This is a genomic window from Haemophilus sp. SZY H53 (genome assembly GCF_054332375.1).
This window is the reverse complement of sequence record NZ_JBTGNV010000002.1, coordinates 177,341-191,314: the sequence shown is the minus strand read 5'-3', so window position 1 is coordinate 191,314 and position 13,974 is coordinate 177,341. Positions and strand designations below refer to the sequence as shown.

The window sequence follows — 13,974 nt, the reverse complement described above, 5'->3', positions numbered from 1 at the left end:
GAGATTTATGATGAAATTTATTCAGTTAAAAAAATGGTTTAGCCTAATGGCATTTGCAGTGGCTACGCTTTTTGTGACTCAAACTGTACGTGCAGAAACCAGTCCTTATGTGTTGATGCAACAAGCATCAGATAAGTTATTTGCCGATATAAAAAACAATCAGGCAAAAATTAAAAAGGATCCAAATTATTTACGTACTATCGTGCGTAACGATTTATTACCTTACGTGCAAGTAAACTATGCAGGTTCTTTGGTGTTAGGTTCACACTTTAAATCAACCACACCAGAACAACGTGAAAAATTCTTTAAAGCATTCAGCGATTTTATTGAACAAGCTTATGCACAAGTGTTAACCGCTTACACTGATCAAAATATTCAAATTGAACCGGCTAAAGAGGTAGGTGATAAAAACCTAGTGAGCATTCGTGTTAATATTGTACAAAATGGTGGGCAAGCGCCAATCAAATTAGATTTTAAATGGCGTAAAAACAGTAAAACTGGCGAATGGCAAGCTTATGACATGGTTGCAGAAGGCGTGAGCATGGTTGTCACTAAACAAAATGAATGGAGCGGTATCTTACGTCAACAAGGTATTGAAGCATTAACTGCTCAAATTCAAAAATCTGCTGCAGCACCAGTGACATTGAGCAAATAAGCGAATGACTGCGTTAAAGTGGGATTTAATCCAAAATAATGATAAGATAGCTCTCCAATTATCGGGGGAGCTATCCCGCAACACGTTGTTACCATTATGGCAACAACGTGCTTCTTTTTTATCAGAAAAGCAAAACAATCAAAGTCTCATTGAATTTGATTTAACTGAAATCAATCGAATTGATTCTGCTGGTTTTGCATTATTGTGTGATTTTCTACACGATTGCGAGCAGTTACCAAATAAAAAAGTGCGGTTGATAAACCCTCCAGAACAGCTATTAACCCTTGCTGATTTAGTGAATTTATCTCATTGGATTAGCACTTTTATCGACCATAATTAAAACGGAAATCCGAATGGAACTGCAAGAAATTGAACGTATTTTAAAAGAAAGCCTGAATGTAGATGAGGTTTATGCTCAAGGTGAAAATGCTCACTTTGGTGTGATTGTAGTAAGTGATGAAATCTCAGCACTTTCTAAATTAAAACAGCAACAAACCATCTACGCGCCATTAATGCCTTACTTTCAAACTGGCGAAATTCACGCTTTAACGATTAAAACCTATACCACTGCAAAGTGGAAAATGGATCGTCTATTACATCAAGCAAGCTAGGATTTTCTATGGAAAAATTTCGTGTTTATGGCGGGCAATCTCGCTTAAGTGGTACTGTGACCATCTCAGGTGCAAAAAATGCTGCACTTCCTATTCTTTTTGCTGCAATTTTGGCAACTGAGCCGGTTAAATTAACAAACGTACCAGAACTAAAAGATATTGATACAACCTTAAAAATCTTGCACAAACTTGGTGTGGTGGCAGAGCGTGATGCTGAAGGTGCTGTATTATTAGATTGTTCTAAAATTGATCACTTCGTTGCACCGTATGAATTAGTAAAAACCATGCGAGCCTCTATTTGGGCACTAGCACCGTTGGTGGCTCGTTTTAATCAAGGTCAAGTTTCTTTACCAGGTGGTTGTTCTATCGGTGCACGTCCGGTTGATCTTCACATTAGCGGCTTAGAAAAACTCGGTGCAACAATTGAGCTTGATGAAGGTTATGTTAAAGCGGTTGTTGCAGATCGTCTTGTAGGTACACGTATTGTGATGGAAAAAGTGAGTGTCGGTGCAACTTTATCTATCATGATGGCTGCAACACTTGCAAAAGGTACAACAATCATTGAAAACGCTGCTCGCGAGCCAGAAATTGTTGATACGGCAGATTTCCTCAACAAAATGGGGGCGAAAATTACAGGTGCCGGGACAGATCACATTGTCGTTGAAGGTGTTGACCGCTTAACAGGCTGCGAGCACAGCATTGTGCCAGATCGTATTGAAACCGGTACATTCTTAATTGCGGGTGCCATTTCTGGTGGTCGCGTGGTATGTCAAAATACCAAAGCAGATACCATGGATGCGGTGATTGATAAACTCCGTGAAGCAGGCGCAGAAGTTGAAGTGACTGAAGATAGCATTACATTGGATATGTATGGCAATCGTCCGAAAGCTGTCAATATTCGTACTGCACCACATCCAGGCTTCCCAACAGATATGCAAGCACAGTTCACCTTATTAAACATGGTGGCTGAAGGCACAAGTATCATTACTGAAACCATCTTTGAAAATCGCTTTATGCACATTCCAGAATTAATTCGTATGGGTGGTAAAGCTGAGATTGAAGGTAACACGACAGTTTGTCACGGTGTTGAGCATCTTTCTGGTGCAGAAGTGATGGCGACAGATTTACGCGCATCAATCAGTCTTGTGTTAGCAGGATGTATCGCAAGTGGTGAAACTATCGTAGATCGTATTTATCACATCGATCGTGGTTATGAGCACGTTGAGGATAAACTTCGTTGTTTAGGTGCGAAGATTGAACGTTTCTCTGAAAAGAGTGAAGAAGTTTAATTAAATTCTGATCAAAGAGCGGTCAATTTTGACCGCTTTTTTATTCTCTATTCATTATTTTTTTGAATAATCTCTCGCCCCAAAAATGGCCGTACCAATGCGTACCATCGTTGAGCCACATTTGATGGCACTTTGCATATCATCGGTCATTCCCATAGAAAGCGTATCAATTTGCTGATGAGGCAAGGCGACTTTAAGCTGCTCAAATAATTGTTTCATTTGGCTAAAGGCGGCTTCTTGTTCAGCAATATTATCTGTTGGTGCAGGAATCGCCATTAATCCACGTAAACATAAGTGCGGTAGATTTTCAATGTGTTTTGCCAACTCAATCATTTCACTCGGTTGAATACCTGATTTACTGGCTTCATCACTGATATTAATTTGAATTAAAACATTCAAAGGCGCTTTATTGGTAGGGCGTTGTTCATTTAAACGATCGGCAATTTTGGCACGTTCTAGCGTTTGCATCCAATCAAAATGTTCAGCGACAAGACGCGTTTTATTAGATTGTAATGGCCCAATAAAATGCCATTCAAGTTGAATATTCTGTGCTTCAAAATACTGAATTTTATCTACGCCTTCTTGAACGTAGTTCTCCCCAAATGCTTTTTGTCCGGCTTGATAGGCTTCTAAAATTGCTTCATTGGGTTTGGTTTTAGAAACTGCCAATAAAGTGACCGCACTTTCAGGACGATGTGCAAGTTGAGTAGATGTTTGGATTTGTTGATGAATGTTTTCGAGTGATTGTTGAATTGTCATCATTTCCTTCCTGAGCAATGTTAAGTTTTCTTATTCTACACCAACGTAATGATTTTTAGGAAAAAAGCTTCACTTTTTCGATTTTATGTTTGACAAACTTGCGCTTTTTCGGTATTTCTAAACATATCTTTTTTCAAGGTAAAAATACAATGAAAAATAACCGCACTTTCACTATTACCACCATTATTATGACCATTACGACAATTAATGGGGCGGGTTAGTGCGTAGCAAACAGGATCAGGAAAACCCGCATCAATCTAGTGCGGGTTTTTTAATATTTAAAAATCACAACATCTGAGGATATTATCATGCGCGTATTAAAATTTGGTGGCACTTCATTAGCCAACCCTGAGCGTTTCTCGCAAGCGGCTCAATTAATCGAAAAAGCTCATTTAGAAGAACAAGCAGCCGGTGTGTTATCCGCTCCTGCTAAAATCACCAATCATCTTGTTGCCCTCTCTGAAAAAGCTGCATTAAACCAACCAACCGATACCCACTTTGACGAAGCCATTGAAATTTTCTATAACATCATTAATGGTTTGTATGCTGAAAATAATAAATTTGATCTTGCCGCTATCAAAGCTATTATTGATGCAGAATTTACCCAAATTCAAGGTTTATTAGAAGAAATCCGCCAAGCTGGCAAAGTAGAAGATAAAGTGAAAGCAACCATCGACTGCCGTGGTGAAAAGTTATCGATTGCCATGATGAAAGCCTGGTTTGAAGCACGTGGATACAATGTTCACATTGTAGATCCAGTTAAGCAATTATTAGCACAAGGCGGCTACTTAGAATCTTCAGTTGATATTGCAGAATCTACAAAACGCGTTGATGCGAAAAGTATCGGAAAAGATAAAGTTGTCTTAATGGCAGGTTTTACCGCTTGCAATGACAAAGGTGAATTAGTGTTATTAGGGCGTAATGGTTCTGATTATTCAGCCGCTTGTTTAGCGGCTTGTTTAGACGCATCTGTTTGCGAAATCTGGACTGATGTAGACGGCGTTTATACTTGTGATCCACGTTTAGTACCAGATGCACGTTTATTACCAAGCCTTTCTTATCGTGAAGCAATGGAACTTTCTTATTTTGGTGCGAAAGTGATCCATCCGCGTACAATTGGTCCATTATTACCAAAACAAATTCCATGTGTAATTAAAAATACGGGTAACTCATCTGCGCCAGGTTCTGTAATTGATGGTCATGTAAAATCTGAAGGTTTACAAGTGAAAGGGATTACTAACCTTGATAACGTGGCGATGTTTAACGTTTCAGGACCTGGTATGCAAGGTATGGTGGGAATGGCCGCTCGCGTTTTCTCTGCGATGTCAAAAGCTGGTATTTCGGTGATTTTAATCACTCAATCTTCTTCTGAATACAGTATTAGTTTCTGTGTGCCAGTAAAATCAGCAGATGCTGCGAAAGCGATTTTAGAACAAGAATTTGCGACAGAATTAAAAGCCCATGACTTAGAACCAATTGAAGTGGCAAAAGATCTTTCTATTATCTCTGTTGTGGGCGATGGTATGAAACAAGCTAAGGGTATTGCTGCTCGTTTCTTCTCTGCATTGGCTCAAGCGAATATTAGCTTAGTAGCAATTGCACAAGGTTCTTCTGAACGTTCAATTTCAGCAGTAGTGGCGCAAAATAAAGCGATTGAAGCTGTGAAAGCGACTCACCAAGCCCTTTTTAATAATAAGAAAGTCGTCGATATGTTTCTAGTCGGCGTCGGTGGTGTAGGCGGTGAATTGATTGAACAAATCAAACAACAAAAAGAGTACCTTGCAAAGAAGGATATTGAAATCCGTGTTTGTGCCTTAGCGAATTCAACAAAAATGCTTTTGGATGAAAACGGGTTGAATTTAGATAATTGGAAAGCAGACCTTGAAAATGCAACCCAACCTTCTGATTTTGATGTGTTGTTATCTTTCATTAAATTACATCACGTGGTGAACCCAGTCTTTGTTGATTGTACAACAGCTGAATCGGTCGCAGGACTTTATGCGCGTGCGTTAAAAGAAGGCTTCCACGTGGTAACCCCAAACAAAAAAGCGAATACCCGTGAATTAGCCTATTACCATGAATTACGTCACAATGCCCAAGCGAGTCAACATAAATTCTTGTATGAAACCAACGTAGGCGCAGGTTTACCTGTTATCGAAAACTTACAGAATTTATTGGCAGCGGGAGATGAACTTGAGTATTTTGAGGGTATTTTATCTGGCTCGCTTTCTTTCATCTTCGGTAAATTAGAAGAAGGACTTTCTCTTTCTGAAGTGACCGCACTTGCTCGAGAAAAAGGCTTTACAGAGCCCGATCCTCGAGATGATTTATCGGGTCAAGATGTGGCACGTAAATTGCTTATTTTAGCGCGTGAAGCAGGTCTAGAACTTGAGCTTTCCGATGTGGAAGTGGAAGGCGTGTTACCGAAAGGCTTCTCTGAAGGCAAATCAGCCGATGAATTTATGGCGATGTTGCCACAATTAGATGCGGAATTTAAAGCGCGTGTTGAAGCTGCGAAAGCAGAAGGCAAAGTATTGCGTTACGTAGGCCAAATTAAAGATGGCCATTGCAAAGTGTCAATCATTGCAGTGGATCAAAATAATCCATTGTATAAGGTGAAAGACGGTGAAAATGCCCTTGCATTCTATACGCGTTATTATCAACCAATTCCGTTGCTATTACGTGGCTACGGTGCGGGTAATGCCGTGACTGCAGCAGGCATCTTTGCGGATATTTTAAGAACATTACACCACTAAAAAGGACTTAACATGTTAAGAATTTATGCTCCAGCATCGAGTGCAAATATTAGTGTAGGGTTTGACACATTAGGCGCAGCCATTTCACCGATTGATGGTTCATTATTAGGTGATGTCGTACAGATTGAGTCTATTCTAAGTGGTTTCGAGCTCGAAAGTGCGGGCTATTTTGTGCGTAAATTGCCAAAAGAGCCGCAAAAAAATATCGTGTATCAGGCCTATGTGCTGTTTAGTGAGCAATTAAAATTACGCAATGTGAGAGTCAAACCATTGCGTTTGACCCTTGAGAAAAATATGCCGATTGGTTCGGGATTAGGCTCAAGTGCCTGTTCTATTGTGGCTGCATTAGTGGCATTAAATAAATTCCACGATGAAGCATTTTCAAAAATGGAATTGTTAGAAATGATGGGCGAGTTAGAAGGTCGTATTTCTGGTTCTATCCATTATGATAATGTGGCACCTTGTTACTTAGGCGGAGTGCAATTTATGGTACAATCCCTCGGTAACATTTGCCAAAAACTGCCATTTTTTGATAATTGGTATTGGGTCTTAGCTTACCCAGGCATTGAGGTTTCAACCGCTGAAGCACGTGCAATTTTACCAAAAAGCTACACACGTCAAGATGTGATTTCTCATGGTCGGCATTTAGGTGGCTTTGTGCACGCATGTCACACTCATCAAGAAAACCTTGCCGCGATGATGATGAAAGATGTGATTGCGGAACCTTATCGAGAGGCTTTATTACCAAACTTCGCAGAAGTGAAACAAGCTACTCGTGATTTAGGTGCATTAGCGACGGGGATTTCAGGCTCTGGCCCAACGATGTTCTCCATTGCACCTGATTTGCAAACCGCAACAAAACTCGCGACTTATTTAGAAAATTATTATTTACAAAACAATGAAGGCTTTGTGCATGTTTGTAAGGTCGATAATGATGGCGCGAGAGAGCTCGGTTAAACAATAAATCGCTTTTATCCCCTCTTTTATAAGAGGGGAATAACATTTTATTAAAACTCTATAATTAACGGATATACAATGAATTTGTACAATATCAAACACCCTGAAGAACAAGTGAATTTTGCGCAAGCAGTACGTCAAGGACTTGGCAAAGATCAAGGTTTGTTCTTTCCTGAAACGATCCCCGCTTTAACCAATATTGATGAGTTATTAGCCTTACCATTGGTTGAACGTAGCCAAAAAATTCTTGGCGCCTTAATCGGTGAAGAATTGCCGAAAGCCACTTTGGATGCGATGGTGAAAAATGCGTTCACCTTTATGGCACCATTAGAAAAAGTGGAAGACAATATTTATGCCCTTGAATTATTTCATGGTCCAACCTTAGCGTTTAAAGACTTTGGTGGTCGTTTTATGGCACAAGCACTCGCAGCAGTACGTGGTGATGGCAAAATTACTATTTTAACAGCCACTTCGGGCGATACTGGTGCGGCAGTTGCGCATGCATTTTACGGGTTGGAAAACATCAATGTCGTGATTTTATATCCGAAAGGCAAAATCAGCCCATTACAAGAAAAACTATTCTGTACTTTAGGTGGGAATATCCGCACTGTTGCGATTAATGGCGATTTCGATGCGTGCCAAGCGTTAGTGAAGCAAGCATTTGATGATGAAGAACTGCGTCAGGCGATTGGTCTAAATTCAGCAAACTCCATTAATATTAGCCGTTTATTGGCGCAAGTTTGTTATTACTTTGAAGCGGTCTCGCAGTTACCAAAAGAAAAACGTGATAATGTCGTAGTTTCTGTACCAAGTGGTAACTTTGGTAATTTAACCGCAGGTTTAATTGCAAAAACATTAGGTTTACCAATTAAACACTTTATTGCATCAACCAATGCGAATGATACCGTGCCACGTTATTTAGAATCAGGTAACTGGGCACCTAAAGCGACTGTAGCCACGCTTTCTAATGCGATGGATGTCAGTCGTCCGAACAACTGGCCGCGTGTAGAAGAACTATTCAAACGCAATGGCTGGAATTTAAGTGATTTAGGTTCAGGTATGTTAAGCGATGGCGAAACAGAAGAAACCTTAAAAGCGATGTATGCAAAAGGTTATTTATGTGAGCCACACGGCGCGATCGCCTATCAAGTATTGAAAGACCAACTTAAAGCGGATGAAACCGGTATTTTCTTATGTACGGCACATCCTGCGAAATTTAAAGAGTCTGTAGAGCGTATTCTTTCGCTCGATCTTCCATTGCCAGAAGCGTTAGATAAACATAATAAATTGCCATTACTTTCTGATGAAATGGATGACGATTTTGCACAATTACGTGCATATTTGTTGAAATAATAAAAAAGTGCGGTTGATTTTGATCTGACCGCACTTTTGTTTTGTTACTCAAAAGGGCGGGATAAACGCCCTTTGTTTTTTGGGGTACGTTGGCGTGCGGTGGATTTCCTTTTATAATGCAATCAAACTTGCGTGTTTATTCATTATTTTTATGACAACTTTTATTGCCTACGCCAATATTCAACAATCTTTCCCTTTTGATGAAATTCCTAGGGAATTAGTCCCTGAGAATTTGCATACGGAACCAAAGGGAAATTCTCGGATAACGCAACGATATCAATGCCGTCGATTGGCGCATTTTTTACTTTGGCAGTTGTTAAAAACAGCGGGAAAATCAACCGCACTTTTAGGGCGAATTTATCGTACACAAAGTGATAGACCACAATTTCCCGTCGAGAATATTGATTTTAATATTAGTCACTCTGGTGATTGGGTTGCTGTATTGCTGCATATTAATGAATCAGAAAAAAGTGCGGTCGGTATTGATATTGAATTTTCGAAAAAACGGAATTTTTCTGCGCTCATGGCGCATTTTGCTCCACAAGCAGAACAAGAATGGTTTGTTAAACAGCCTGATGCAGACCTGGCCTTTTATCGTTGTTGGTGTTTGCGTGAAGCTGTGTTGAAATCACAAGGCGTAGGAATAGTGAAGTTATCAAGTGTGACGCATTTGCCAGAACAACTGCAGATCTTTTCAGATTATTGTCCGAAAGGTAAGTTGATTTTTACAGATGAATTGCCTTTTTACTTTGCGGCATTTATAAATCAGTCAAAAATTCAACCGCACTTTTATCAGTGGGATGGAAAAAAATTACTCGAAAAAAATATAAAAAAATCCTTGATTTACCAAGTAAATGAATAAAAGAAAATCCTTGAAAATATTCAAGGTTTTTTTATTTTATAAAACTTGATTAGACACTTGTATTTTCATAGACTAACCCCATTTATTTCGATAAACTCATTAAAATTTTTAGACAAATGGAGAACGTAATGTCGCAAAACGGTCCAGATCAAGATCCTTGGGGTAAACCGGGACAGAGCAGCGGTCCAAAACAGTCAGATAATTCATCAGATAAGCAAAATGAAAATGGCTGGGGCTCGCGAGACAATAAAAATCAGGAGCAATCACCACCAGATATTGAAGAAATATTCAATAATCTGTTGAAAAAATTAGGTGGAGGTAATAAAAAAGGCGGTTCAAATAATACTTCGCCGAATATCCCTTCATTCAATTTAGGTAAAATTTTACCGATCGCCGCGGTGATCGGGGGAATTATTTGGGGGGCAAGCGGTTTTTACACCATTAAAGAAGCGGAACGTGGTGTGACGTTACGTTTTGGTGAGTTTCATTCTATCGTTCAACCAGGTTTAAACTGGAAGCCAACCTTTGTTGATAAAGTGATTCCAGTGAATGTAGAACAAGTTCGTGAGCTTAAAACGCAAGGTGCGATGTTAACTAAAGATGAAAACATGGTTAAAGTAGAAATGACCGTACAATATCGTGTGCAAAATCCTGAAAAATACTTGTTTAGCGTGAGCAATGCGGATAATAGTCTCGGACAAGCGACGGACAGTGCACTTCGTTATGTGATTGGTCATATGACCATGAATGATGTGTTGACAACGGGTCGAGCAGTGGTGCGTGAAAAAACGTGGAAAGCGTTAAATGATATTGTTAAACCTTATGATATGGGCCTTGAGGTCATTGACGTGAACTTCCAATCCGCACGTCCACCAGAAGAAGTAAAAGATGCTTTCGATGATGCGATTAAAGCGCAGGAAGACGAACAACGTTACATTCGTGAAGCAGAAGCTTATGCTCGTGAGAAAGAGCCAATTGCTCGCGGTGACGCACAGCGTATTATCGAAGAAGCTACTGCTTACAAAGATCGTGTTGTGCTTGATGCGCAAGGGGAAGTGGAACGTTTACAACGTCTTTTACCTGAATTTAAAGCTGCGCCTGATTTGTTAAAAGAGCGTCTTTATATTCAAACCATGGAAAAAGTCATGGCAAATACGCCGAAAGTCATGTTAGATGCAAATAATGGTAACAATTTAACCGTATTACCATTAGAACAATTAATGGGTAAAAAAGCGGCTCAACCGACTACTACAACACCTGAAAGTGCGGTCAGTTCTGCACCTGTTTCAACACAGGAACGTCGTGTAGAAACGCAAACGACTCAACCAGTTCAATCAAATGAAGGCATTCGCCAAGGGAGATTTAACTAATGCGTAAATTTTTACTTCCGATTATTGTGGTGATTGCTGTGGTGCTATATTCCAGCGTCGTGGTTGTAACTGAGGGCTCGCGTGGCATCATGTTGCGTTTTAACAAAGTACAACGTGATGCAGAAAACAAAGTTGTGGTGTATGAGCCAGGTTTGCATTTCAAATTGCCTTTCATTGATAGCATTAAAGTGCTTGATGCGCGTATTCGTACCCTTGATGGTTCAGCTACTCGTTTTGTGACAGTTGAGAAAAAAGACTTATTGGTGGATTCCTATGTAAAATGGAAAATCAGCGATTTTGGTCGTTTCTATACTGCAACGGGTGGTGGCGATTATAACCAAGCTTCAAGCTTATTAAGCCGTAAAGTGAATGACCGTCTGCGTTCAGAAATAGGTACTCGTACAATTAAAGATATCGTTTCAGGTACGCGTGGTGAATTAATGGCGGGGGCGAAAAAAGCGTTAAATTCAGGGCAGGATAGTACCTCTGAATTAGGGATTGAAGTCGTCGATGTTCGCGTAAAACAAATCAATTTACCGGATGAAGTTTCTTCTTCGATTTACCAACGTATGCGTGCAGAACGTGATGCGGTTGCCCGTGAACACCGTTCTCAAGGTAAAGAAAAAGCGGCCTTCATTCAAGCGGATGTGGATCGTAAAGTCACCTTGATCTTAGCGAATGCAAACAAAACTGCACAAGAATTACGTGGTAATGGTGATGCAGCAGCGGCAAAATTATATTCTCAAGCCTTTGCTCAAGAACCACAGTTTTATAGCTTTATTCGTAGCTTAAAAGCCTATGAAAGCAGCTTCGAAGGTTCAGGTAATATGATGATCTTGAAACCTGACAGTGATTTCTTCCGCTTTATGCAGGCGCCAAAGAAATAAACAAAAGATAATGAAAAGTAAAGTGCGGTTAGAAATAACCGCATTTTTTATTGCTAAATTCTAAAAGAAATTAGCCCTCTATAAAGTAAAAATATCTTAAATGCAATCAATCAAATCTATAGCCAAAGCAGATCAAATCCACATAAAAAATAAGTCAATTTTTTGGCATAATTACCTAACTTTAAACTTTACCTTTTTTATGTTTTATTGATCGTTTGGAGGATTAGATGAAAAAACTGATTATTGGCGGTGCAGCCATTGCTATCTTAGGTTATTTTGGCGTTGTGGGGTATTTACATCAATTTGATAAAGAGAACGCGACCCAACTTTTAATGGAAAATCGCTATACGGGCGAACAAGAAAAAGTGGCAAAAGCATTGTTTGATAACAGCTGCCAATATTGTCATAGTCCAAACACGCCACTTCCATTTTATTCAAAATTTCCGATTGTGGGGGATGAAATGCAATCGGATATTCAGCGTGGCCTTCGTGCTTTCCGTCTAGATCGTTTAGTTGAAGGCTTAAAAGATCCGAGCAAATTATCCCAAGCTGATTTAGCAAAGCTACAGCGAGTGCTTGAAAATAATGAAATGCCAATTGCTAAATTCAGACATCTTCACTGGGGAAGCAAACCAGATGAGCAAGAAAAAGTGGCGTTGCTTAACTGGATTCGTGAAGCACGTAAAATGTCTTTACCAAAAGAAACACCCAATGTTGATGCCGATCGTTTAGTGCAACCGATTCCAGACAGTATTGCGAAAGATGAAGCAAAAGTTGCGTTAGGCCATGATCTTTTCTTTGATGGTCGTTTATCAGGCGATGGTTCTATTCAATGTCATACTTGTCACCAATTAGATAAAGGTGGGGTGGATAGACTTGATACTTCAACAGGGATTGAAGGTAAAAAAGGTCCGATTAACGCACCAACTGTATTCAATGCCGCATTCAACTTTGTACAATTCTGGGATGGCCGTGCGGCAGATTTAGCGGATCAAGCAAAAGGTCCTCCAACAAATCCGGTAGAAATGGGATCGCACTCTTGGGATGACATCGTGGCACGTTTTGAAATGGATGAAGAGTTCAAAAAAGCATTCTTAAAAGAATATCCACAAGTGACGAAAGAAACCTTAACTCATGCGATTGGTGAATATGAAAAAACATTAATTACGCCAAATAGTGATTTTGACCGTTATTTGAAAGGGGATAAAACAGCTTTGACTGAGCAACAAGTTCATGGTTATGAGTTATTCAAACAACATAAATGCGATACTTGCCATACTGGTGTAGCAATGGGCGGACAATCTTATGAATACATGGGACTCTACGGCGATTACTTTAAAGATCGTGGTATGCCATTAACTGATGCCGATGAAGGTCGATTTGCTCAAACTAAAGATCCATTCGATATGCATCGTTTCAAAGTACCAACCTTACGTAACGTCGCACTTACTGCACCATATTTCCATGATGCGTCAGCAAAAGACTTAAAAGATGCTGTTATTGCAATGTTGAAATACCAAAGCAACGTGCAACAGCCTGCTCAAAAAGATGTTGAAGATATTACCTCTTTCTTAGAAAGTTTAACAGGTGAATTTAAAGGTGAAAAATTAAAATAATCCTTTGAGTTATAAATAGAAACGACTGCAAATGCGGTCGTTTTTTATGAGCGTTGTTTAGCAAAGAGGAGGAAATTCAATAATATAAGCTTATCTTATTTTAGACTAAGTATTCTACGGGAGTAGGACATCAAGTAATTCGGGATAAGCAGCCGCTGAATAGAGATCTTAACTGTAAAATTTACGGGGTTTTACAGTGTTTTTCACTTAAAAGAGATCTGTATAAGTTTGTAGGAGATTACAGTATATTGATTTATAAAGTGTTTTTATCTTTTACGTGATAGTTAATAAGAAATTTTAATTTTATTTTTAATGATTGGCGGCATCGCCACTAAGATAAATAATTTATAAATGAAAGTGTAAAAAAATGGAAATTTAACCGCCACTTTATCGCCACTTAAGAAAGAAGTGGTGGGTCGTGAAGGATTCGAACCTTCGACCAACGGATTAAAAGTCCGCTGCTCTACCGACTGAGCTAACGACCCAACTAGATGATTTTAAAGTAAATTTTAAAATCTTTTGATTGGTGTTTAAATGGTGCCCGAAGCCAGACTTGAACTGGCACGCCTCGAAAGGCGAGGGATTTTAAATCCCTTGTGTCTACCGATTCCACCACTCGGGCATTGAGTGATTAACTAACTACGTGGTTATGGAGGCGTGTCCCGGAGTCGAACCGAGCTACATGGATTTGCAATCCAGTGCATAACCGCTTTGCTAACACGCCGTTAGTTTGGAGCGGGAAACGAGGCTCGAACTCGCGACCCCGACCTTGGCAAGGTCGTGCTCTACCAACTGAGCTATTCCCGCATACGCTGTTAGTGCGGTGCATTTTACGGGAATTTGAAATTCTGTCAATCGA

Annotated in this window: 12 protein-coding genes, 4 tRNA genes and 1 other annotated feature; of the genes, 11 read left to right on the top strand and 5 right to left on the bottom strand. The window is 39.7% G+C overall.

Going from position 1 to position 13,974, the window contains the following annotated elements:
- Positions 1 to 7 precede the first annotated feature (7 nt).
- Genes mlaC through murA form a run of 4 tightly spaced genes read left to right on the top strand, consistent with a single transcriptional unit; the run spans position 8 to position 2,555 of the window.
- Positions 8 to 655 (top strand): phospholipid-binding protein MlaC, encoded by a 648-nt coding sequence (gene mlaC, locus ACXVWB_RS03065; RefSeq protein WP_289901331.1) that lies wholly within the window; start codon positions 8 to 10, stop codon positions 653 to 655.
- Positions 656 to 659: 4 nt separating this feature from the next.
- Positions 660 to 995: an STAS domain-containing protein gene (locus ACXVWB_RS03060; RefSeq protein ID WP_014064941.1), complete on the top strand. Its 336-nt coding sequence runs from the start codon at positions 660 to 662 to the stop codon at positions 993 to 995.
- Positions 996 to 1,008: 13 nt separating this feature from the next.
- Positions 1,009 to 1,266, top strand: coding sequence for a BolA family protein (locus ACXVWB_RS03055; RefSeq protein ID WP_005697151.1), 258 nt, complete (start codon positions 1,009 to 1,011; stop codon positions 1,264 to 1,266).
- An 8-nt stretch (positions 1,267 to 1,274) separates the two neighbouring features.
- Positions 1,275 to 2,555 carry a UDP-N-acetylglucosamine 1-carboxyvinyltransferase gene (murA, locus tag ACXVWB_RS03050; protein WP_289901330.1) on the top strand — a complete coding sequence of 427 codons (1,281 nt, stop codon included), beginning with the start codon at positions 1,275 to 1,277 and terminating at the stop codon, positions 2,553 to 2,555.
- A 54-nt stretch (positions 2,556 to 2,609) separates the two neighbouring features.
- Here the strand turns inward: murA and ACXVWB_RS03045 are convergent, their stop codons facing one another.
- Complete coding sequence (locus ACXVWB_RS03045) at positions 2,610 to 3,314, bottom strand: YggS family pyridoxal phosphate-dependent enzyme (protein WP_289901384.1); 705 nt, start codon at positions 3,312 to 3,314, stop codon at positions 2,610 to 2,612.
- Positions 3,315 to 3,476: 162 nt separating this feature from the next.
- Positions 3,477 to 3,590, top strand: a sequence feature (Thr leader region).
- Between the two features lie 32 nt (positions 3,591 to 3,622).
- Here ACXVWB_RS03045 and thrA point away from each other — a divergent pair.
- From thrA to ACXVWB_RS03010, 7 genes are all read left to right on the top strand, one after another.
- Entirely contained in the window at positions 3,623 to 6,070 is a 2,448-nt protein-coding gene (gene thrA, locus ACXVWB_RS03040; RefSeq protein ID WP_289901329.1) for a bifunctional aspartate kinase/homoserine dehydrogenase I, read from the top strand.
- A 12-nt stretch (positions 6,071 to 6,082) separates the two neighbouring features.
- Positions 6,083 to 7,027, top strand: coding sequence for a homoserine kinase (gene thrB / locus ACXVWB_RS03035; RefSeq protein WP_289901328.1), 945 nt, complete (start codon positions 6,083 to 6,085; stop codon positions 7,025 to 7,027).
- 78 nt (positions 7,028 to 7,105) lie between these two features.
- Positions 7,106 to 8,380, top strand: coding sequence for a threonine synthase (thrC, locus tag ACXVWB_RS03030; RefSeq protein WP_289901327.1), 1,275 nt, complete (start codon positions 7,106 to 7,108; stop codon positions 8,378 to 8,380).
- A 151-nt stretch (positions 8,381 to 8,531) separates the two neighbouring features.
- Positions 8,532 to 9,242: a 4'-phosphopantetheinyl transferase family protein gene (locus ACXVWB_RS03025; protein WP_289901326.1), complete on the top strand. Its 711-nt coding sequence runs from the start codon at positions 8,532 to 8,534 to the stop codon at positions 9,240 to 9,242.
- A 128-nt stretch (positions 9,243 to 9,370) separates the two neighbouring features.
- Positions 9,371 to 10,612 (top strand): FtsH protease activity modulator HflK, encoded by a 1,242-nt coding sequence (gene hflK / locus ACXVWB_RS03020; RefSeq protein WP_289901325.1) that lies wholly within the window; start codon positions 9,371 to 9,373, stop codon positions 10,610 to 10,612.
- A complete protein-coding gene (gene hflC, locus ACXVWB_RS03015) occupies positions 10,612 to 11,499 on the top strand; it encodes a protease modulator HflC (protein WP_289901324.1) in 888 nt (295 codons plus the stop codon). The genes hflK and hflC overlap by 1 nt, the downstream gene beginning before the upstream one ends.
- Positions 11,500 to 11,726: 227 nt before the next feature.
- Positions 11,727 to 13,115 carry a cytochrome-c peroxidase gene (locus ACXVWB_RS03010; RefSeq protein ID WP_289901323.1) on the top strand — a complete coding sequence of 463 codons (1,389 nt, stop codon included), beginning with the start codon at positions 11,727 to 11,729 and terminating at the stop codon, positions 13,113 to 13,115.
- A gap of 409 nt (positions 13,116 to 13,524) precedes the next feature.
- On the opposite strand, the gene ACXVWB_RS03005 is transcribed toward ACXVWB_RS03010, so the two are convergent.
- From ACXVWB_RS03005 to ACXVWB_RS02990, 4 genes are all read right to left on the bottom strand, one after another.
- Positions 13,525 to 13,600 (bottom strand) — tRNA-Lys (locus tag ACXVWB_RS03005).
- Positions 13,601 to 13,650: 50 nt separating this feature from the next.
- Positions 13,651 to 13,737, bottom strand: a tRNA-Leu gene (locus ACXVWB_RS03000).
- A 28-nt stretch (positions 13,738 to 13,765) separates the two neighbouring features.
- A tRNA-Cys gene (locus ACXVWB_RS02995) sits at positions 13,766 to 13,839 on the bottom strand.
- A 7-nt stretch (positions 13,840 to 13,846) separates the two neighbouring features.
- Positions 13,847 to 13,922, bottom strand: a tRNA-Gly gene (locus ACXVWB_RS02990).
- Positions 13,923 to 13,974: the final 52 nt, after the last annotated feature.